Source organism: Burkholderia sp. Nafp2/4-1b (genome assembly GCF_003635165.1).
Classification (GTDB): domain Bacteria; phylum Pseudomonadota; class Gammaproteobacteria; order Burkholderiales; family Burkholderiaceae; genus Burkholderia.
In genome coordinates, this window is sequence record NZ_ML058626.1 from 180,224 (window position 1) to 199,557 (window position 19,334).

17 protein-coding genes are annotated in these 19,334 nt (G+C 66.8%); 8 read left to right on the plus strand and 9 right to left on the minus strand.

All coding sequences use genetic code 11. The features are described from left to right. Positions 1-303 precede the first annotated feature (303 nt). From C7H84_RS32045 to C7H84_RS32055, 3 genes are read left to right on the plus strand one after another with little or no spacing between them, the layout of a single operon-like run. Positions 304-3,033, plus strand: a complete 2,730-nt coding sequence (locus C7H84_RS32045) for a molybdopterin cofactor-binding domain-containing protein (protein WP_121862552.1) — start codon at positions 304-306, stop codon at positions 3,031-3,033. Then, the gene (locus C7H84_RS32050; protein ID WP_121862553.1) at positions 3,030-3,548 is read left to right on the plus strand and encodes a (2Fe-2S)-binding protein; all 519 of its coding nucleotides are present in this window, start codon (positions 3,030-3,032) and stop codon (positions 3,546-3,548) included. The genes C7H84_RS32045 and C7H84_RS32050 overlap by 4 nt, the downstream gene beginning before the upstream one ends. Next, positions 3,545-4,537 (plus strand): hypothetical protein, encoded by a 993-nt coding sequence (locus C7H84_RS32055; protein WP_121862554.1) that lies wholly within the window; start codon positions 3,545-3,547, stop codon positions 4,535-4,537. Before C7H84_RS32050 ends, C7H84_RS32055 begins: the two co-directional genes overlap by 4 nt. A gap of 27 nt (positions 4,538-4,564) precedes the next feature. Here the strand turns inward: C7H84_RS32055 and C7H84_RS32060 are convergent, their stop codons facing one another. The 6 genes from C7H84_RS32060 to C7H84_RS32085 form a co-directional block, all read right to left on the minus strand. Continuing rightward, positions 4,565-4,936, minus strand: a complete 372-nt coding sequence (locus C7H84_RS32060) for a beta-lactamase family protein (protein ID WP_240462153.1) — start codon at positions 4,934-4,936, stop codon at positions 4,565-4,567. A 54-nt stretch (positions 4,937-4,990) separates the two neighbouring features. Continuing rightward, positions 4,991-5,950 (minus strand): transporter, encoded by a 960-nt coding sequence (locus tag C7H84_RS32065; RefSeq protein WP_121862555.1) that lies wholly within the window; start codon positions 5,948-5,950, stop codon positions 4,991-4,993. Positions 5,951-5,983: 33 nt separating this feature from the next. Next, positions 5,984-6,511, minus strand: a complete 528-nt coding sequence (locus C7H84_RS32070; protein ID WP_121862556.1) for a flavin reductase family protein — start codon at positions 6,509-6,511, stop codon at positions 5,984-5,986. 5 nt (positions 6,512-6,516) lie between these two features. After that, positions 6,517-7,755, minus strand: a complete 1,239-nt coding sequence (locus C7H84_RS32075; protein WP_121862557.1) for a styrene monooxygenase/indole monooxygenase family protein — start codon at positions 7,753-7,755, stop codon at positions 6,517-6,519. 63 nt (positions 7,756-7,818) lie between these two features. Further along, on the minus strand, positions 7,819-8,607 hold the full coding sequence (locus C7H84_RS32080) for an SDR family oxidoreductase (RefSeq protein ID WP_121862558.1): 789 nt from the start codon (positions 8,605-8,607) through the stop codon (positions 7,819-7,821). Between the two features lie 67 nt (positions 8,608-8,674). Further along, positions 8,675-9,904 (minus strand): dienelactone hydrolase family protein, encoded by a 1,230-nt coding sequence (locus C7H84_RS32085; RefSeq protein WP_121862559.1) that lies wholly within the window; start codon positions 9,902-9,904, stop codon positions 8,675-8,677. Between the two features lie 352 nt (positions 9,905-10,256). On the opposite strand from C7H84_RS32085, the gene C7H84_RS32090 reads away from it, so the two are divergent. Then, positions 10,257-11,282 (plus strand): AraC family transcriptional regulator, encoded by a 1,026-nt coding sequence (locus C7H84_RS32090; protein WP_121862560.1) that lies wholly within the window; start codon positions 10,257-10,259, stop codon positions 11,280-11,282. Positions 11,283-11,603: 321 nt separating this feature from the next. Here C7H84_RS32090 and C7H84_RS32095 read toward each other — a convergent pair whose 3' ends face one another. The 3 genes from C7H84_RS32095 to C7H84_RS32105 form a co-directional block, all read right to left on the minus strand. Next, the gene (locus tag C7H84_RS32095) at positions 11,604-12,713 is read right to left on the minus strand and encodes an S-(hydroxymethyl)glutathione dehydrogenase/class III alcohol dehydrogenase (RefSeq protein WP_121862561.1); all 1,110 of its coding nucleotides are present in this window, start codon (positions 12,711-12,713) and stop codon (positions 11,604-11,606) included. A 55-nt stretch (positions 12,714-12,768) separates the two neighbouring features. Continuing rightward, on the minus strand, positions 12,769-13,044 hold the full coding sequence (gene frmR, locus C7H84_RS32100; protein WP_121862562.1) for a formaldehyde-responsive transcriptional repressor FrmR: 276 nt from the start codon (positions 13,042-13,044) through the stop codon (positions 12,769-12,771). 144 nt (positions 13,045-13,188) lie between these two features. After that, positions 13,189-14,151 carry a LysR substrate-binding domain-containing protein gene (locus C7H84_RS32105; RefSeq protein ID WP_121862563.1) on the minus strand — a complete coding sequence of 321 codons (963 nt, stop codon included), beginning with the start codon at positions 14,149-14,151 and terminating at the stop codon, positions 13,189-13,191. A gap of 207 nt (positions 14,152-14,358) precedes the next feature. On the opposite strand from C7H84_RS32105, the gene C7H84_RS32110 reads away from it, so the two are divergent. The 4 genes from C7H84_RS32110 to C7H84_RS32125 all read left to right on the plus strand — a co-directional run. Further along, complete coding sequence (locus C7H84_RS32110) at positions 14,359-15,546, plus strand: M20 aminoacylase family protein (protein ID WP_121862564.1); 1,188 nt, start codon at positions 14,359-14,361, stop codon at positions 15,544-15,546. A gap of 82 nt (positions 15,547-15,628) precedes the next feature. Beyond that, entirely contained in the window at positions 15,629-16,423 is a 795-nt protein-coding gene (locus C7H84_RS32115; protein WP_121862565.1) for an ABC transporter substrate-binding protein, read from the plus strand. 55 nt (positions 16,424-16,478) lie between these two features. After that, positions 16,479-17,663, plus strand: coding sequence for a porin (locus C7H84_RS32120; RefSeq protein ID WP_121862566.1), 1,185 nt, complete (start codon positions 16,479-16,481; stop codon positions 17,661-17,663). A 448-nt stretch (positions 17,664-18,111) separates the two neighbouring features. Next, a partial coding sequence (locus C7H84_RS32125) for a filamentous hemagglutinin N-terminal domain-containing protein (protein WP_121862581.1) occupies positions 18,112-19,334 on the plus strand: 1,223 nt, incomplete at its 3' end.

Here is a 19,334-nt window from a genome sequence, read left to right on the forward strand (position 1 = left end):
GCCGGTCATGCGCAAGCAAGGCCGGGGGAATCATGAACAAGCAAGCAGCGATGTGCACGCGGCCCGATACCTCGTCGAGCACGTGTGCGTGCGTGTGGCACGGCGCCGCCCACCCGCCGCGCAGCGTCGCGCGTCCTTTCCCTCCCGACTCCTGACACCCCACGCGCGATCGCGCCCGGAACCCGGCTTTCATACTCATCTCCCGCGACACGGCGGCCGCGTAGCAGCCCGCATGCGGCCGGCGTGACGACGTGTGTCGCGCATTCGACGCAACGACATAACAATTCGAACGAGGGACGCAGCATGGCCATTCATGTGCCTGTGACACGCCGGACGTTTCTGAAGCTCGCCGGTAGCGGCGCCGTGGTCGCCGTTTCGGTCACGCATTTGCCGGCACTCGTGCTCGCCGCGGGCGACACGCCGGCCGATCCGAACGCGCCGAACTGGGCGCCGGTGCCCGGCAAGGCGCGCTGGCGCATCGACGGCATGCCGAAGGTGACGGGCCAGAAAATCTACGCACGCGACTTCAAGGCCCGCGACTTCGTCGGCTGGCCGCAGCAGGAGAACTGGCTCTACGCGCTGCGCTGCGACCGGGTCGACGCCGTGTACCAGGGCTACGACCTCGGCGTGCTGCCGGCGGAACTGCGGCCGATCGCCGTCGTCGACAACGCATTGCTGAGCGCGCACCGGATTCCGCTCGCACCGGAGGCAGATCCGATCGCGAACCAGGATATCTACTGGCTCGCGCGAGCGGGTTATCCGGCCGACTGCTACGGGCAACCGGCCGCGCTGCTGATCTTCGAGAACTTCGATGTCTATCGCCGCGCGAAGAAGCTGCTCGACTTCAATCGCAGCGTGATTCGCTACGGCGCGCCGGTCGGCAAGGGCGCGGCCGCACCGGTCGTGCCGTATGCGCCGGTGACCGTCTACGTGCGCGACGACGCACGACAGTTCAGCTACGTCGGCAACTACCAGACCGACAGCCACGGCAAGCCGACCGCGAAGTACCTGGAGGAACGCGAGGCCGCGGTCGCCGACATCGATGCGACGATTGCGCGCAACGCGGCCGCCGGCGAGTGGATCGGTGTTCGGGCGACCGGCGACGAAGGGTTCGAGACGCCGGCGATGGACCCGATGTTCATGGAGCCGGAGGCCGGGCTTGCGTGGTACGACGCATCCGCCGCGAAAATGAGCCTCGTGCTCGGCACGCAGTCGGCGAACGACGACGCGGGCGGCGCATGTGCGCTGTTCGACGGCAGCGACGTGTCGGTCAAGGAGGCCCATGTGATCGCGTGCTACCCGGGCGGTGGCTTCGGCGGCCGCGACAAATCGTATTTCCCGCTGTACCTGGCGCTCGCGGCACCGTTCGCGAAGGGCGCGCTGCGCTGGCAGCAGTCGCGCTACGAGCAATTCCAGGTTGGCCTGAAGCGCTGCGAAACGCAGTTCTCCGAATCGCTGTGGTTCGACCGCCGCGGCAAGCTCGAAGCGATCACCTGCGATTTCCTGATGAACGGCGGCGGAAAGAAAAACTTGTCGCCGTACGTCGCGCAGCTCGCCGCATTGAGCGCGATGAGCTGCTACGAGATTCCGCGGGCCCGTGCGCAGGCCGCATCGACCTACACGCGGGAAGTGTTCGGCGGATCGCAACGCGGCTTCGGCGGCCCGCAGGCGTTCATGGCGATCGAGACGCTGATGGACGAGGCCGCGCGCCGGCTCGGACTGTCGCCGTTCGAGATCCGGCGCGCGAATCTGCTCGGCAAGGCGCCCGAGCTCGGCAAGGGGCGCGCGATCACCGGTGCGCCGATCCTGTTCGACCTGCAGCTGGATGCGCTGCTCGACCGGCTCGAACGTCATCCGTTGTGGATCGAGCGCGAACAGGCGCGGGCCGAGCGCAGCGCGCGCAAGCTCCGGTACGGCGTCGGTCTAGCGATGGCGAACGAAGCGTTCGGCACGTCCGGCGACGGGATGTTCGGCATGGTGCAGATCCTGCCCGACAGCAGCGTGCGCGTGGTCACGCCGTACACCGACATGGGCAACGGCGCGGCCACGACGCTGGGTCTCGCACCGGCCGAATTTCTCGGGCAAAACGCGCAAACGATTGCGATGAGCGAGATCGGACCGTTCAACGCGCTGGGGCTCAGCCCGAAGCTGCCGCAAAGCGATCCGAAGTGGGTGCGCTACAACTACGGTTCGTCGAGCGCGTGCCTTGGAGCGTTCCATCAGTACCACGCGGTGAAGGGCGCCGCGCAGGCGCTGTTCCTGCAAAGCGTGCTGCCGGCCGCGCGCGTGTTGTGGGGCGTCCCGGTGCGTGCCGAGGACGTGCGCTGGGTCGATCGCGCGCTCGTCGCGAACGGCCTCGCCCCGATTGCGTGGCCGGCGCTGCTCGGCACGATCACGAAGCTCGGCCTGCAGACGGTCGCGGCCGTGCATGCGAGCTATGCCGGGTACTTCTGGAAGGGAACCTATCCGTTCGCGTCCGGCACTGCGCAGGTCGACTACGACTACGTGGCGGTCGGCCTCGACCCGTACTACCTGACGCCGCTGACGCGCACGCTGCAGGCGCCGCCCGTGAATACGACGCTCTATGGGCGCACGACCTATGCGCCGTCGGCGGCGCTCGTCGCGGTGTCCGTCGATGCGGCGAGCGGGCGCGTGAAGGTCGAGCGCGTGGTAACGGCCGTCAGCGTCGGCCGGCAGTTGTCGCCGGAGCTCGTGGAAGGACAGTCGCAGGGCGCGGTCGCGATGGGCATCGGCAACGTGCTGACCGAAACGTGCCCGCTCGGGCCGGACGGACCGGGCGGCGGCCGATGGAATCTCGATCGCTACGAGGTCACGCGGCTGCCGGATATTCCCGAGCAGGAGCTGATCGCGTTGCCGCCGCCCGGCGGCGATCCCGCGAACGCGCGCGGCATTGCGGAAGCGGTGATGTGTCCGATCGCACCGGCGCTGCTCAATGCGCTCGCGATGGCGACGGGGCGGCGCTTCCGGGTGACGCCCGTGACGCCGGACAAGATTCGGGAGGCGCTGCAATGAGCAATCCGGTGCGGATGACCATCAACGGCAGGCCCGTCGAAGCGGATGCGGCCGACGAGGACATGAACCTCATCGACTTCCTGCACGAGCGGCAGGACCTGACGGGCACCAAGCTGTGCTGCGGCATCGGCGTGTGCCGCGCTTGCACGGTCGGCGTGCGCAACGCACCCGATGCGCCGATGGAAAAGACGCTGTCGTGCTCGACGCCGGTCAGCGCGATGGCGGGCATGCACGTGTACACGATCGAGGGGCTCGCGCAGGGCGGCGCGCTGTCGCCGCTGCAGCAGGGCTTTCTCGAGTCGTTCGCATTTCAGTGCGGCTACTGCGCGTCGGGCTTCCTGATGGCCGCGACCGCGATGCTCGATCATCTGCGCGCGCAACCGGTGCACGAGCGCGATCTGGACGCGATGATCGAAACCTGGGTCGGGGGCAACATCTGCCGCTGCACCGGTTACGTCAAATACATCGAGGCCATTCGCAAGGTGGCGATGCGCTACACGAAGGGGGCGGCATGACGATCAGAACCTGCGTCGTCGCGCTGGCGACGCTGCTGGCCGCGCAGGTCGCGCCCGTCGCGCTCGCGGCGGAGGACGGCGACGGGTCGCTGCACGCGTATGCGCAGCAGTGCACCGACGAAATCGGCGAGATTCCCGCATTCGACTGCAACGCCGGCACCGATGTGCCGATCACCGTCAACGGCCGCGTGCCCGCGCGCTATGCGGCGCACATGACGTGCGATCGTCCGGCGCTGCTGCCGTATGACGCGCCGACCTCCGGGCAGTGCACGCCGTATTCGAAGATCCTCGACCTCTCGCACGGCGACACGCAGATCTCGGCGTTCTGCCGCCGCAAGCAGATCCGCGCGAACCGGAGCCCGTACTACGACGAAGTCGACATCGTGCTGCACCACGCCGGCAACGGCAAGACGTGCTGGTTTCATGCGGAGACGGCGGGCACGGGCGGCATGAACGCTGCGCGCGTGCCGCCGCCGAACGAGACGACGCCGCCGCCCGGCCATCCGTCGGCGGCGGAATTCTGGTGGAAGCCGGCCGCGACCGCGACGAAGCGCTGCGTGTCGTGTCACGACGCGAGCCCCGTCATGTACAGCCCGTGGATCGGGCAGGTCTGGAACAAGGTGCCGACCGATCCGTGGGGCAAGTACGTGAACCTCGGCGCCGACTTCGCATCCTGGACGTCGCACGCGATCAGTACGCCGGGCAATACCTGCATCGGCTGTCACCGGATCGGCGACCAGAACAGCTGCAAGATCTATGTGCCGCTCGCGGCCGGCCTGCTGTCGCCGCCGCCGGGCAGCAACGCGCGCGCGAGCCGGTATCCGTTGACGCACTGGATGCCGATCGACAACAACCGGAGCCTTCACGAATGGACCGCGGCGAACGCGAAATCGGTGAGCGACCTGCTCGAATGCTGTTCGGCGCGCGGCAAGGATGATCCGAAGTGCAGCTTCACGCCGGCGGCGCAGGCCGCACAGGCGACGAAATGATCGGCGCGCGGGTCGCGCGCCGACGCGTCACGGCCGCCCCTCGCTCGGCACGTCCGCTGCCTTGCTCAGCTCCGCCATGATGATCCGCGCGAGCTCGTTGGCCGGTGCGCGTCCGTCGGGGCCGGTCCACGTCTTCGTCACGCTGCCGATGCGAAAGTGCGCGTTGGTCGGGATCGGCGTGCTGCTGCCGCGCACGGCCGTGCCGAACGACGCGAGCCAGTTGCCGTGCGGCGACTGCACATAGACGACCGCGCCGGGCGTCAGCGTGTCCGCGAGCATCGCGTTGATCTGCGGGCGCGCGCCGGTCGCATAGGCCGGTTCGCCGGAGTCGACCGAACTGTCGCCGCCGCAGGCGGACACGGCGATGCCGACGGCCAGTGCCGGAGCGATCGCCGCCATGCGCTGGTCAGACGATAACGGAGATGCCGGCCGGATTTCCGCGTCACCGCAGCGTCACTGGAAGTGATGCACGTAGCGCAGCACCATTCGCGTGCCTTGCGGACGATTACGCGCATAGACCTCGAAATATGCGTTGAACAGCAGGTGATCCTGCGGCGAGAAGCTGTACATCGCACCGGGCCCGATCGCGAGCACGGCTTCGCGCGTGCCGGCGACGTCCTGGCCGTTCGCCTTCATGTCGGTGGTCTGGCGCAGCCAGTAGCCGTTGAGCCCCAGCCGCAATCCGGGCCGCACTTCGTACTCGGTCGCGAAGTTCGCATGCACGGCCTGGCCGGCCTGCGTCGACGTGACGTCGGACCCGAGCGCGGTGGCCGGCTCGTGGTTGGTCGCGTTCCACAGATAGTGCAGCCGCCACGACACGGTCCATTTCGGCGTGATCCAGAAGGTGGCGGCCCAGTACGGATCGAACGACCAGAAATGGCTGCCCGGATTGATCGCGCGCGCCGGATCGTATGCGCCGGTCGGCGCGATGAACTGGAATTCCACGCGCTGCGCAAAGCGCGGCCCTTGCGCACCCATCACCGGATCGAACTGGATGAACGGGCCGAACAACAGATCGCCGAAGCCGGCACGCGAATTCAACGCGACGTTGCCGATCCCGTCGTTCGTATGCACGGACGCCACCCACGGCAGGATCACGTCGAGCCCCGGATGCAGGCCGCCGAACGTCAGCGGCGACTGGTAGACGAGCTGGCTCAATCCCGCAAATAAGTCGATGTCCTGCTTCGGCAGCCCGACCTGGTTGCCGGCGTTGTCGTTGATGCGCCCGGCCGTGTAGTACTCGAGATACTGCGTGCCATACCAGCCGGAGCCGGCCGGCGGCATCCCGTCGAGGAAGCTGGTCATCCCCAGGTTGACCGACGGGAGATCGGTCGCGTGAGCCGGCGCGTGGGCTGTCAGGCCGACCAACACGAGGCCTGCAATCGCAAGCAGGCGAGAGCCGCATTTCATCATCACCACCTCCTGAAGCTTTGTTTGTATGACTAATCAACCGGCGCGAGCAATGTCGGGATGGGCCGAGATCGCGCGATACTGGCCCGCATGGAAGACGAGCGGCGGCTTGCCGAATGCGTCGAATTGCTCGATCTCGCCGATGAACAGCAGATGGTCGCCGCCCTCGTAATGACCGATGTTGCGGCACACGAAACGGGCGCTCGAGCCGTCGAGGCACGGCACGCCGCCCACGTCGGCGTCGACGTGCGGCACGCCGTCGAACTTGTCGGCGCTCGGCGTCGCGAAGCGGCGCGACAGCTCGATCTGGTCGTGCGCGAGGATATTGATCGCGAAGTGCGTGGCCGCGACGAAATCCGGGCGGCTCGGCGCGACCTTGCGCAGGCTCCACAGCACGAGCGGCGGGTCGAGCGACAGCGACGAGAACGAATTGGCGGTGAGACCGACCTTGCGCCCGTCCTGCGAGCGCGTGGTGATTACGGTCACGCCGGTCGGAAACTGCCCGAAGGCGGCACGCAACTGCAGCGGATCGACGGCCGCGGCGCAGGAAGCGGTGGTGTTCATGGCGCTTACTCCGAACGGGCGGCGTGTTCGCGGATCAGCGCCGCACAGGCCGACGGCTCGAACCACCACGGTGCGAATTCGCGCGGATCGTCGAAGCCGTTGACGATCGTCGACGCGAGCGACGGGAACTGACCGGCGGCGCCGAGCAGCTCGAGGATGTGCGGCGGCGGCGGGGTGAGCAGCGAGTTGGTCCAGCGCACGACGTGCTGCGCATAGGCCCAGTAGCGTTCGAACGTGTCGTGCATCCAGCCTTCGTCGAACGGCGCGGTTTCGCGCGCGAGGATCGCGTCGCCGTACACCTTCGCGCACTTGGCCGCGTTGTTCGAGCCCTGGCCGGTGATCGGATCGTTGACGACCACCGCATCGGCCATGCCGAACACGGTGCGGCCCGACGGCAGGCGGAAGAAAGGCTTGCGCACGGTCGGCGTGAAGCGCCCGGACAGCGTGCCGTTCGGATCGGTGAGCTCGACGTCGCGGCAGCGCTCGAATTCCCACGGCACGTACTGCTGCAGGAACGACAGGCTGCGGTCGAGATGCTGCTCGGGCGTCTTCACGTCGGCCCAGCAGTCGAGCGGGCCGCCGGGGATGCCTTCGAACACCATGATCTCGCACGGGCCGGTCGTGGTCAGCGCGGGAAACACGAAGTACTCGCCGATGCCGGGCAGCAGATTGAAGCGCACGCGCGAATACGGCTGGCTCGGCGTCATGCCCTTCACGTAGGTGAGGGCCAGTGCGCGTTGCGGGCGCTCGAACGCGCTGCGCGCATCGTCGCGGCCCAGCAGGTTCACGACTTCGCCCTTGCCGGCCGCGAGCAGCACGAGATCGTGGCTGCGCGCGAGCTCCTCGAGCTCCGGCACGCCGACGTCGCAGATGCGCACGTCCGCGCCGCGGCGCCGGATCGCGTCGAGCCAGTCGGCCATCTTCACGCGCTGGTCGACCGATTGCGCATAGCGGGTCAACCGCGACGACCAGTCGAGTGCCTTGCCGCCGTTGCCGTCCGGATGCGGCACCGCGATCCCGATGCCGTCGACCGACGGGCACGCTTCTTCCCACGTGTTCAGCCCGAGATCGCGCTCGATCTGCAGCGCGGTATGGAACATGCACTGGCTCGACATGACCTTGCCGGTGCGGATCTGCTCCGCGTCGCGATTGGTCGCGAGCGTGACGTGATAGCCCTGGTCGAGCAGCGTGAAGGCGAGTTGCAGGCCGGACTGGCCGGCGCCGACGATAGCGATGCGTTTCATGATGAAATCCTTCGTATAACGAATTACTTGATCCGGAATGCGACCCGGTGGTGACGATCTCGTTTACTCGGCCAGACGCGGAATCGCCGGCACGGCCTGCTCGGGTCCCATCGCGGAATAGCCGCCGTCCACCGCATAGTCGGCGCCCGTCACGAAGCTCGCCGCGTCGCTGCACAGGAACGTGACGACCTGCGCGACTTCCGCCGGGTCGCCGACGCGACCGAGCAGATGAAACGGCGCGGCCACGCGGTCCGTCTTCGCGCGGTCGCCGTGCGTCAGCTCGTCCATCACGCGCGACCACGTCCATCCCGGCGACACCGAGTTGACGCGAATCCGGTCGGCGGCGAGATCCATCGCCATGCTGCGCGTCAACTGCCGCATCGCCGCCTTCGAGGTCGGATAGAGCCAGCGGCCGGTCTGCGCACATTGCGCGGAGATCGAGCTGAAGTTCACGATCGCACCGCCGCCGCGGCGCGTCAGGTAGGGGTGCACGGCCTTCACGAGCATCGCGGCCGATACGACGTTGACGTCCATTGCCGCGAGCCAGTCGTTGCGCGTCGCCTGGATGCCGTTGTCGACATAGCTGCACGCGAGGTTGATCAGCAGGTCGATCGAGCCGAAGCGTTCGGCGACGGCCGACACCGCGCGTTCGATTGCACGGTCGTCGGTGATATCGGTCACGATGAACATGCCGCGTTCGCCGAGGGCATCGGCCACGCGTGCGCCGTTCTGCACATCGAGATCGAGGATCGCGACGCACGCGCCGGCGCGGTTCAGGTCCTGCGCGACGGCGGCACCGATCAGCGTGGCGCCGCCGGTGACGAGCGCGACTTTGCCGGAAAGAGCAGTCATGGGGTGTCTCCTGGATGGTTGGAATCGACGCGGCTCGGGTGCGCCGCGCCGCGCGCTGGTCCGGCGCTTATGCGCTGTCGTGCCAGCGCTGCATCAGCCGGTTCGACGGCACCGTTTCGTCGAGCAGCTTGCGCGCCGTTTCGACCCCGGCGACCGGCAGGCCGGCTGCATCGAGCAGGCCGATCTGTACGAGCACGCTCGCCTGGTCCCAGTAGATGTGCTCGTGATACAGCTTGTTGCCGCGGAACTTGACGATCGCGACGAGCGGGATCTCGACGCGCCGGCCGGTCGGCGCGACGCCTGGCAGCATCCAGTCGATCTCGGTCGTGTGCGTGAAGCAGAACAGCAGTTCGTCGACGATCTGGCTCGCGCCGACCGTGCGCGAGATCGGCGTGATCGTCGTGTCCGGCGGGTTCGCATGCACGAAGTGATGCGTGTAGAAGCGCTTGAGCTCGTCATGGCCGACACCGCCCGTCAGCGTCGGAATATGGTTCACGTAAGGTTGCGCGACCATCGTGTCCATCGTCGCGTCGACGTTGCGCGTGTCGAACTCGTGCCGCAGGTGTTCCTCCCACAGTGTGGACAGGTCGTAGTGCGGGCCGAGCGCCGCGCGGAACGCCGCGATCGCGCGCTGGTGCGCCATCACCGCGGCCGCCTTGTCGAAGTGATCGCCGCCGGCGCGCGCGAACGCATGATCGACGCCGGGGTACACGTACACTTCGACGCCATCGCGCCCCGCGAGCGCCGCGGCGATGCGCTGCTGCGCGTCGGGCGGGCAGAAGCGGTCCTGCGCGGGGATCTGCAGCACGAGCCGGCCGCGCACGTGGGCGGCCTCGTCGAGCGCGTGCTCGATCCCCACGCCGTAATAGCTGACGGCGGCGGCCACGTTCGGCAGCCGGCATGCGGCGAGATACGCGAGCTTGCCGCCGAGGCAGAAGCCGAGCACGCCGGCCCCGCCCGTGCATTCCGGCCGTTGCGTGAGCACGGCCAGCGCGGCGGCAATGTCGTCGACGCCCTTGTTTTCGTCGTACTCGCGGTACAGCGCCATCGCGCGCTCGAAATCGGCCGTGGTGTAGCCGAGCTCGATGCCGGGCGCCTGGCGCCAGAACAGGTCGGGCACGAGCACCGTGTAGCCTTCCTCGGCGTAATAATCAGCCACGTCGCGCATCGTCGCGTTCGCGCCGAAGATCTCGTGGCACAGCACGATGCCGGGCCCCGTGCCGCCGGCCGGCGTGCTCAGGTAGGCGCGAAACGCCCCGCCGTCCGGCGACGGGATCTCGATGTGTCGTCCTTTCATGTGTCCCTCCATTCTGTTCGTGGCTTGCATGGGCCCAGTATTGGTGGACGAAACGCGCGTTTCTATCCGCTTTCTTCGGCCGGTATCCGCGAATTCCGGAAACCTGTGGAGCGGCCGGCCGCGCCGAGGCCGGAACGCGGCGCACTGCGGGTATGTGCGGATGCGGAAGGCCCGCACAGTTTTCTACGATGCGCGAACGGTCCGCTTCTTGCGTAGGTACGCAGGGCTTGCGTAGTGTAACGACGCGGATTGTCCGGATAGTCCGGACGCTATCCGGATCGTGCGACCGGATTCCCCGGATCGGGAACGCGCGCACCGCGCAAGTGCGATCGAGCACGACGGGAGAACTTCGATGGGGCAATTTGCCGGAACGGGCTGGCTGGGCGACGCCGCCTGTTTCAATCACGACACGCTGCTGCTGCAGTCGAACGATCTCGACGAAGTGCGCGCGCGCGTGGCGGATGTGTTCAAGCCGCATCGACTCACGTTGAGCGGGAACTCGCGCGGGCTGCACAGCTGCATGCACCATGCGCGCTGGGGCAACCTGTCGCTGAACCTGCTCGACTACGGCGGCGAGGTGTCGATCGAGCCGGGGCCGCTCGAGCATTTCTATCTGTTGCAGATGCCGCTTCGCGGCGATGCCGAGATCGAGTGCGGCGCGACGCGCTTCGTGTCGTCGCCCGACACCGCGTCGCTGCTGTCACCCACGCTGTCGCTGCGCATGCGCTGGGGAGAAGCGTGCCCGCAAGCGATCCTGCGCATCGAACGCGACGTGATGGAGCGGCATGCGCAACGCCATTTCGGCGATGACCGGCGCGTGCCCGTGGAGTTCGAACCGGAATTCAGCCTGTCGTCGCCGCAGGGTGCGTGCCTCGCGCAAATGCTGCCGATGCTCGCCGATGCGATCGCAACCGATGGGCATCCGCTGCGTCATCCGCTCGCGTTCGAGCAACTCGAATCGACGCTGCTCAACCTGTTGCTGTACGGCCACCCGAACACCGTACGCAACGGCACGCGCCCGGCACCGGCGCCGCTCGCGCCGTTCTACGTGCGGCGCGTCGAGGAATACATCCGCGCGCATGTGGACGAGCCGCTGACGATCGAACGGCTCGCGGAGCTCGCGGGCGTGAGCCCGAGCACGCTGTTCGCCGGTTTCCGCAACCGGCACGGCATCACGCCGATGGCGTTCGTGAGACAGTTGCGGCTGCAACATGTGCGCGACGAACTGCTCGACGACGCGACACCGGGGCTCGCGTCGGTGACCGACATCGCGCTGAAATGGGGCTTCGCGCACCTCGGGCGGTTCGCGATCGAGTACAAGCGCGCGTTCGGGGAATCGCCGTCGGCGACGCTCAGGATGCGGCGCGTGCGGTGCTGAAGCTTGTGGCTTGTGGCTTGTGCGGACGACGCACGCGCAACGTTGAATGTCTGGGACATGTGTGAAGCGCGAGCTTCATGCGCGTCATGCGCGCGGACGATGCCGGTTCGCCGCGCGCTGATCGGCGCGCGGGACTGACGTTGGCGCGCACGGCGCCACGCCAGATCGGTGTTGCCGGCAGCATGACGTGACGTCGACCGTCGCAGGCCCACCGGAACAGGGCGCTGGAAATGCGGCGCGCCGGCAAGCCTTTCAGCTTGCCGGCGCGCATCACACGCAACGGGACCGATCGCCGCAGCAACCGGTCCGCTGACGCCTATTTCAGTAGTGCACGACGGTCCGGATCGACTTGCCTTCGTGCATCAGGTCGAACGCTTCGTTGATCTCGGTGAGCGGCTTCGTGTGCGTGACGAACGGGGCGAGCTGGATCTTGCCGGCCATTGCGTCCTCGACCATGCCCGGCAGTTCGGAACGACCCTTGACGCCGCCGAACGCCGTGCCCAGCCAGCGGCGGCCGGTAACGAGCTGGAACGGACGCGTCGAGATTTCCTGGCCGGCGCCCGCGACGCCGATGATCACGGACTGGCCCCAGCCGCGGTGCGCGCATTCGAGCGCCGCGCGCATCACGTTGACGTTGCCGATGCACTCGAAGCTGTGATCGACGCCCCAGCCGGTCATTTCGACGATGACCTGCTGGATCGGCTTTTCGTGATCCTTCGGGTTCACGCAGTCGGTGGCGCCGAACACGCGCGCGAGGTCGAACTTGCCCGGGTTGGTGTCGACCGCGATGATGCGGCCGGCCTTCGCGAGCTTCGCGCCCTGGATCACCGCGAGGCCGATGCCGCCGAGGCCGAACACGGCCACGGTGTCGCCTTCCTGCACTTTCGCCGTGTTCTTCACCGCGCCGAGGCCCGTCGTGACGCCGCAGCCGAGCAGGCACACCTGCTCCGGGTTCGCGTCCGGGCTGATCTTCGCGAGCGACACTTCGGCGACGACCGTGTATTCGCTGAACGTCGAACAGCCCATGTAGTGATGGATCGGCTGGCCGTTGTAGCTGAAACGCGTGGTGCCGTCGGGCATCACGCCCTTGCCCTGGGTGGCGCGCACCGACACGCACAGGTTGGTCTTGCCGCTCTTGCAGAACAGGCACTCGCCGCATTCGGCGGTGTAGAGCGGAATCACGTGGTCGCCGGGCTTGACGCTCGTCACGCCTTCGCCGACTTCGACCACGATGCCGGCGCCTTCGTGGCCCAGCACGGCCGGGAACAGGCCTTCCGGATCGTCGCCAGACAGCGTGAACGCGTCGGTGTGACAGACGCCGGTATGGGTGATCTTGACGAGCACTTCGCCCTTGCGGGGCGGTTCGACGTCGATCTCGACGATCTGCAGCGGCTTACCCGCCTCGAATGCGACTGCGGCACGTGACTTCATGGCAATTCCTTAAAAAAATCATCGAATGGGCGGTACGTCGACGAACCTGCGCCGGTCAGCGCAAGTAGGACCGGACGAGGGTCACGATATCGTCGATCGATTCGGAAGAAGGCCGCGGGGCATCCGCGAGCTGGGTAAATTCCTCGCGCAAATGGCTTTCGAGCACGCCGGCCATCACGCCGTTGATCGCGCCGCGGATCGCAGCCAGCTGCTGGAGTACCGGGCCACAGTCCGCTCCCTCCTCGAGCGCTTGCTCGAGCGCATTCAACTGCCCGCGCACACGGCGCACGCGGATCAGCACGCGTTTCTTTTCTTCGGGGGAATGCGGCATGGGATGGTGGGTTCCGGATACTGGGGGGCAGTATAGAACAATGCGGGGGCGGCGGTCTACCCGGTCGTGCCCGGATGGCCAATGATGTATAGGGGGCGGCGGCCGACCGCGCGGTTCGCGCTGCCGGTGCGCGCGGTGTCGGCGTCAGATCAGCAACGTGAGCGTGCGAAACAGCGCGAGATCCTCCTTGCGCGCCGAGCGCGCATGCCGCCGGATCACCTGCAGCAGGCAGTCGAGGAAGCAGCGCGCGGCATCGCTCAGCGTGCTGCTGCGGCGCGTGACGACGCCGAGTTCGCTCGGCTCGAACGTTTCCTTCAGCGACAGCACGCGCATCCGGTCGCCGAACGGCGGCACCGCCGCGAGGATCGTCGGGCACCACGTGCACATGCCGGCCTGTTCGAGCATCGTCTGCAGCATCGCGACCGACTGCGCGCGCACGATGCGCCGTTCGTCGATCTGCGCGCCGTGCCGCGTAAACAGATAGTCGACGAGCGCGGCCTGGCCGTCGGCCGACGAATTCAGCACCCAGTCGCAATCGAGCAGGTCGTGCACCGACTTCGCGCGTTCGCGCGGATGCCCGGCGCGCACCATCACCGACGTGTCGTAGCGCAGCAGCGGCTCGAACGCGAATTCCTGCGCGCCGCTGCCGGGTTGCACATGGCCCAGCGCGAAGTCCATGCTGCCGTCGCGCAGCAGCGGTTGCGCGACGGCCATCAGCGCTTCGTAGAGCTCGAGGCGCACGTCGGGCATCCGCTCGCGAAACTGCAGCACGGTTTCCGCGAGGAACGTCATCGTGAGCCACGGCGTGACACCGACGCTCAGCCGTCCCTCGACACGCCCGCGCATCCGTTCGAGATCGCTCTGCGCGTGCTCGAGCTGCTTCAGCACGAGCTTCGCGTGCGTGAGCAGCGTCTTTCCGTATTCGGTGAAACCGATGCCTTCCGGCGCGCGCACCAGCAACGGCAGGCGCTCGCTGGCCTCCAGCTCGCGCAGCGCGCGGGTGACGGCTGCCTGCGACAGCCCGAGCGCGCGCGCCGCGCCGCGGATGCTGCCGGCCTCCGCGCTCGCGACGAGCGCCTGCAATTGATGCAGCTTGATTGTGGTCATGGTGCGAAATGGGCTATGAACCGGGCTATGAACCGGGCTATGAAGCGGGCTATGAAGCGGGCTGTAACCCGGGCTGTAACCCGACAACGAAAGGTTGTCATCATAACGAAACTGCGGCTGTTCGCCGGTTTTTTCGCTGCCTACGATCTCGTCAACGATCGGCCCTTTCGGCAATCGTCATACGGCATCTTTCGAGGATTAACGGGGTTGGACCGAACACGTATCGCGCCCGAAATGGCGGCCATCGAGACGGAGATGATCGCGCTGCGCCGGCGGCTGCACGCGCATCCGGAGCTCGGTTTCGAAGAACATGCGACGAGCGCGCTCGTCGCCGACTGCCTGACAACATGGGGTTATCGGGTCACGCGCGGCCTCGGCGGCACCGGCGTGGTCGGCACGCTCGCGCGCGGCGACGGGAAACGGCTCGGCTTGCGCGCCGACATGGACGCACTGCCGATCCGCGAGACAACCGGGCTCCCGCATGCGAGCCGGCACGACGGCGTGATGCACGCGTGCGGCCACGACGGCCATACGGCGATGTTGCTCGCGGCGGCCCGCTGCCTCGCCGAGCGCGAACGCTTCAACGGCACGCTGAACGTGATTTTCCAGCCGGCCGAGGAAGGGCTCGGCGGCGCGAAGCGGATGATCGACGATGGGCTGTTCACGCAGTTCCCGTGCGATGCCGTGTTCGCGATGCACAACGTGCCGGGGCTGCCGGCCGGCGTGCTCGGCTTCTGCGACGGCCCGGCGATGGCGTCGGCCGACGAGGTGCGTGTGCGCGTCACCGGGCGCGGCGGCCACGGCGCGGTGCCGCACACGACGATCGATCCGGTGGTCGTCTGCGCATCGATCGTGATGGCGCTGCAGACCGTCGTGTCGCGCAACGTGAACCCGCAGGAACTGGCGATCGTCACGACCGGCTCGATCCACGCGGGCACCGCGTCGAACGTGATCCCGCCGCATGCGGATCTCGCCCTGAGCGTGCGCGCGCTGTCGCCGGACGTGCGCGCGCTGCTCGAGCGGCGCATCCGCGCGATCGTGCACGGACAGGCCGACAGCTACGGCGCGACGGCCGAGATCGACTATCGCTACGGCTATCCGGTGCTCGTCAATCACACGGCGGAGACGGCGTTCGCACGAGACGTCGCGCGCGAATGGGGCGACGACGACGCGCTGATTCCGCATCTGCGGCCGATCGCGGCGAGCGAGGATTTCGCGTTCATGCTCGAGGCATGCCCGGGCAGCTACCTGTCGATCGGCAATGGCGACGGCAATGGCCACGGTGAAGGCGCGGCCGGCTGCGGGCTGCACCACCCGGGCTACGACTTCAACGACGCATGCCTCGCGACGGGCGCGAGCTACTGGATCGCACTGGCCGAACGCTACCTCGCGTGAGCGGGGCATTCGGATGCGCGGACACGACATGCGCACACACCAATTTGATTCACCTTCAACGATGGAAACCAGGAGACAGGCAATGAAACAGTGGATGGCGGCGCTCGCGGTGGCGCTGACGGCAACGACGATCGCAGGGGCCGCGCACGCGGGTGACTGGACGGGCAAGGAGATCCGCCTCGCGGTCGATCCGACGTATCCGCCGCTCGAGTACAAGCAGCCCGACGGCACGCTGACCGGTTTCGGGATCGACATCACCAACGCGTTGTGCGCGGAGCTGCATGCGCGCTGCGTGTGGGTCGAATCGAGTTTCGACGGGATGATTCCGGGGCTGCTCGCGCGCAAGTTCGACGTGATCGCGTCGTCGATGACGATCACGCCGAAGCGGATGCAGCAGATCGCATTCACGAACCGGATCTCGAATGCGCCGGCGCGGCTGATCGCGCGCAAGGGTTCGCCGCTGCTGCCGACGGCCGCGTCGCTGAAGGGCAAGCGGGTCGGCGTCGAACAGGGCTCCGCGCAGGCCGACTACGCGATCGCGAACTGGCAGCCGGCCGGCGTGCAGATCGAGTCGTACCAGAACCAGGACCAGGTGTACGCCGATCTCGTGACGGGGCGGCTCGACGCGGCGTTCCAGGCGTCGATCGCGGCGAGCGACGGCTTCCTGAAGAAGCCGCAAGGCAAGGACTTCATGTTCGTCGGTGCGGCGATCGACGATGCGAAGTATTTCGGGCAGGGCGACGGCCTCGGGCTGCGCAAGCAGGACACCGACCTGCGCGATGCGTTCAATCGCGCGCTCGCGACGATCCTCGCGAACGGCACGTATCAGCGGATCAACCGAAAGTATTTCGACTTCGACATCTACGGCACAAAGTAAGGGACGCCCAGTTGTATCGAGCGGATGGGGATCATCAAATCAATAAGGAAAACGAATGAACTGGAGATTGTTTTTCGTCGCGATGCCGGCCCTCTGTGCGGCGCCGGCGTTCGCGCAAGGCAGCGTCACGCTGTACGGGTTGGTCGATGCAGGCATCGACTATACGAACAACGTCGGCGGCCACGGCGCGTGGCAGATGGCGAGCGGCTTCGCGCAGGGCAGCCGCTGGGGGCTGAAGGGCACTGAGGATCTCGGTGGCGGCTACAGCGCGCTGTTCCAGATCGAGAGCGGCTTCAACGTGAACAGCGGCACGCTCGCGCAGGGCGGCCGGATGTTCGGGCGGCAGGCGTATGTCGGGCTCGGCAGCGAGCGTTTCGGCACGCTGACGCTCGGCCGGCAATACGATTCGGTCGTCGACTATCTCGCGCCGACGACCGCGAACGGCAGCTGGGGCGTCTATCCGTTCTCGCATCCGCTCGACAACGACAACACCGGCAACTCGTTCCGCGTGAACAACACGGTCAAGTATGCGAGCCCGGATTTCGGCGGCTTCTCGTTCGGCGGCACCTACAGCTTCAGCAACGACACCGGGTTCGCGAACAACCGGCAGTGGAGCGTCGGCGCGCAGTACGAGCACGGCGGCCTGCTCGTCGGAGCGGCGTTCCTGAATGCGGACAACCCGGGTGCGACGGGTGGCGGCGCGATCGCGGGTTCGGGGTCGGTCGGTGCGGACGCGAACTTCGCGTCGGCACGGCTGCGGATTTTCGGGGCGGGCATCAACTACACGGCCGGGCCCGCGACGATCGGGTTCGCGTATACGAACAGCAACGTCACGCGGCCGACCGCGAACGTCGGCTATCTGTTCGGCGACGAGACGATCGAACCTGTGACGGGCCCGCTCGCGGGCGGCGCGGTCACGGCGATCAAGTATCAGAACTTCGAGGTGAACGGTAAGTATCAGTTCACGCCGGCGTTCTTCGTCGGTGCGCAGTATGTGTATACGACCGTGCGCTACGACGCGACCACGGGTAGCGCTAAGCCGAAGATCCATTCGCTCGGGCTGATGGCCGACTACAACCTGTCGAAGCGTACCGATGTCTACGTGATGGGCGCGTACCAGCGGGTCGCGGGCGATGCGACTGGTTCGTCGCTCGATCAGGCGCTTATCCCAGGCGCGGCCGATCTGTCGTCGACGTCGAAGCAGCTGATGGTGCATGCGGGGATCCGTCATAAGTTCTGACGGGATCTGGATCGAGGGGGTGGGACGGGTAGCCGGCTTGGCGTCGCGCGCCCGCAAAATCGGCACATTCCGACAAGGACCCGCCGCGCCGTGCGCTAACCGGCGGCGGCATCCCCGTCTCGTCGCTCACGTCACAGTTCCGTTTTTCAGCTTGTCGATACACGGAATCCCCCGCGCGTCGTTTCGGCTGCTTGCGACGAGGTATTCGTGAGCGGCCGATTCCATTGGCACGCGCATTCGACACGAACACGAGGAATCGATCAGGTATGCCATGAATATGCTTTGGGAGCTCCGCGAGACTTTTGAGAGCGCGTCAATCAGACGGATCTGAAATTAAAAACTTGTGGTTTCCAATCAACGGCTTGGCAATTTTTGACAGTCATTTTCCGGTGTTTCGGTAATCTCTCGCCCAATAACCAATGAATGGACGCGGGCCGCGTCGGCGAGAATGAACAAGAATACGCACCGCCTGGTGTATTCCAGGCTCCGGGGAATGGTAGTGGCCGTAGCGGAGACGGCGACTGCTGAACGGAAATCGGCAACGGGCGAGATGCGCACGCGGCGGCGTTCGTCAGCGTCCGGCACGCGCGCTGTCGCCGTCGCCGCGGGTGTGACCGTGCTCGGCATGTTGCCCGGCTTGTCCGGTGCGCAGATTGTCCCGACGCCGGGAACCAGCACACAGGTGATCCAGACGCCGAACGGCCTGCCTCAGGTCAACGTGGCCAAGCCTTCTGGCGCGGGCGTATCGGTCAACACCTACAACCAGTTCGACGTACAAAAAGCCGGCGCGATCCTGAACAATTCGGCCACGATGGTTCAGACGCAGCAGGCAGGCTGGATCAACGGCAACCCGAACTACGGAGCCGGGCAGGCCGCGCGGATCATCGTCAACCAGGTCAACAGCCCCAATCCCTCCCAAATCCGCGGCACGGTCGAGATCGCGGGCGCCCGGGCCGAGCTCGTCATCGCTAACCCGTCCGGGATCTTCGTCGACGGCGGCAGCTTTCTCAATACCAGTCGTGCGACCCTGACCACCGGCGTGCCGTTCTATGGCGCCGATGGGTCGCTTGCCGGCTACAACGTTAACCGCGGTCTCGTGACTGTCGCAGGCGCAGGCCTGAACGCGGCCAATATCGATCAGGTCGATCTGATTGCGCGAGCGGTGCAGGTGAACGCGGCGGTCTATGCGAAGAACCTCAATGTAATCGCCGGTACGAATCAGGTTAATCACGACACGCTTGCCGCGACGCCGATCGCCGGCGATGGTCCTGCTCCGTCGGTTGCTATCGATGTAAGCCAGTTGGGTGGCATGTATAGCAATCGAATCTTCCTCGCATCGAACGAGAACGGCGTGGGGGTGGCCAACGCCGGTACGATCGCGGCGCAGGCGGGTGATCTCACATTGCAGTCGAACGGCCGACTTGTGCTCACGGGTAAGACCACGGCGAGCGGCAACCTCGCGCTGGCGGCGGCCGGCGGTATCCAGAACAACGGCACGACGTACGCGCAGCAATCGCTGTCGGCGAACACTGCCGCCGATCTCACGAACAGCGGGACGCTGGCGGCGCAGCAGAATACGACGGTCAATGCCGGCAGCGTCAATTCGACCGGCACGCTCGGCGCGGGCGTGAACAACGATGGTTCCGTCGGTCGCAGCGGCGACTTGATTTT

What these genes read in the sequence shown, in the direction of transcription:
- C7H84_RS32105 (WP_121862563.1), bottom strand. Translation starts at nt 14,151, where the DNA reads ATGACCACAATCAAGCTGCATCAATTGCAGGCGCTCGTCGCGAGCGCG.
- C7H84_RS32085 (WP_121862559.1), bottom strand. Translation starts at nt 9,904, where the DNA reads ATGAAAGGACGACACATCGAGATCCCGTCGCCGGACGGCGGGGCGTTT.
- C7H84_RS32055 (WP_121862554.1), top strand. Translation starts at nt 3,545, where the DNA reads ATGACGATCAGAACCTGCGTCGTCGCGCTGGCGACGCTGCTGGCCGCG.
- C7H84_RS32050 (WP_121862553.1), top strand. Translation starts at nt 3,030, where the DNA reads ATGAGCAATCCGGTGCGGATGACCATCAACGGCAGGCCCGTCGAAGCG.
- C7H84_RS32045 (WP_121862552.1), top strand. Translation starts at nt 304, where the DNA reads ATGGCCATTCATGTGCCTGTGACACGCCGGACGTTTCTGAAGCTCGCC.
- C7H84_RS32075 (WP_121862557.1), bottom strand. Translation starts at nt 7,755, where the DNA reads ATGAAACGCATCGCTATCGTCGGCGCCGGCCAGTCCGGCCTGCAACTC.
- C7H84_RS32090 (WP_121862560.1), top strand. Translation starts at nt 10,257, where the DNA reads ATGGGGCAATTTGCCGGAACGGGCTGGCTGGGCGACGCCGCCTGTTTC.
- C7H84_RS32065 (WP_121862555.1), bottom strand. Translation starts at nt 5,950, where the DNA reads ATGATGAAATGCGGCTCTCGCCTGCTTGCGATTGCAGGCCTCGTGTTG.
- frmR (WP_121862562.1), bottom strand. Translation starts at nt 13,044, where the DNA reads ATGCCGCATTCCCCCGAAGAAAAGAAACGCGTGCTGATCCGCGTGCGC.
- C7H84_RS32070 (WP_121862556.1), bottom strand. Translation starts at nt 6,511, where the DNA reads ATGAACACCACCGCTTCCTGCGCCGCGGCCGTCGATCCGCTGCAGTTG.
- C7H84_RS32095 (WP_121862561.1), bottom strand. Translation starts at nt 12,713, where the DNA reads ATGAAGTCACGTGCCGCAGTCGCATTCGAGGCGGGTAAGCCGCTGCAG.
- C7H84_RS32115 (WP_121862565.1), top strand. Translation starts at nt 15,629, where the DNA reads ATGAAACAGTGGATGGCGGCGCTCGCGGTGGCGCTGACGGCAACGACG.
- C7H84_RS32120 (WP_121862566.1), top strand. Translation starts at nt 16,479, where the DNA reads ATGAACTGGAGATTGTTTTTCGTCGCGATGCCGGCCCTCTGTGCGGCG.
- C7H84_RS32080 (WP_121862558.1), bottom strand. Translation starts at nt 8,607, where the DNA reads ATGACTGCTCTTTCCGGCAAAGTCGCGCTCGTCACCGGCGGCGCCACG.
- C7H84_RS32060 (WP_240462153.1), bottom strand. Translation starts at nt 4,936, where the DNA reads ATGGCGGCGATCGCTCCGGCACTGGCCGTCGGCATCGCCGTGTCCGCC.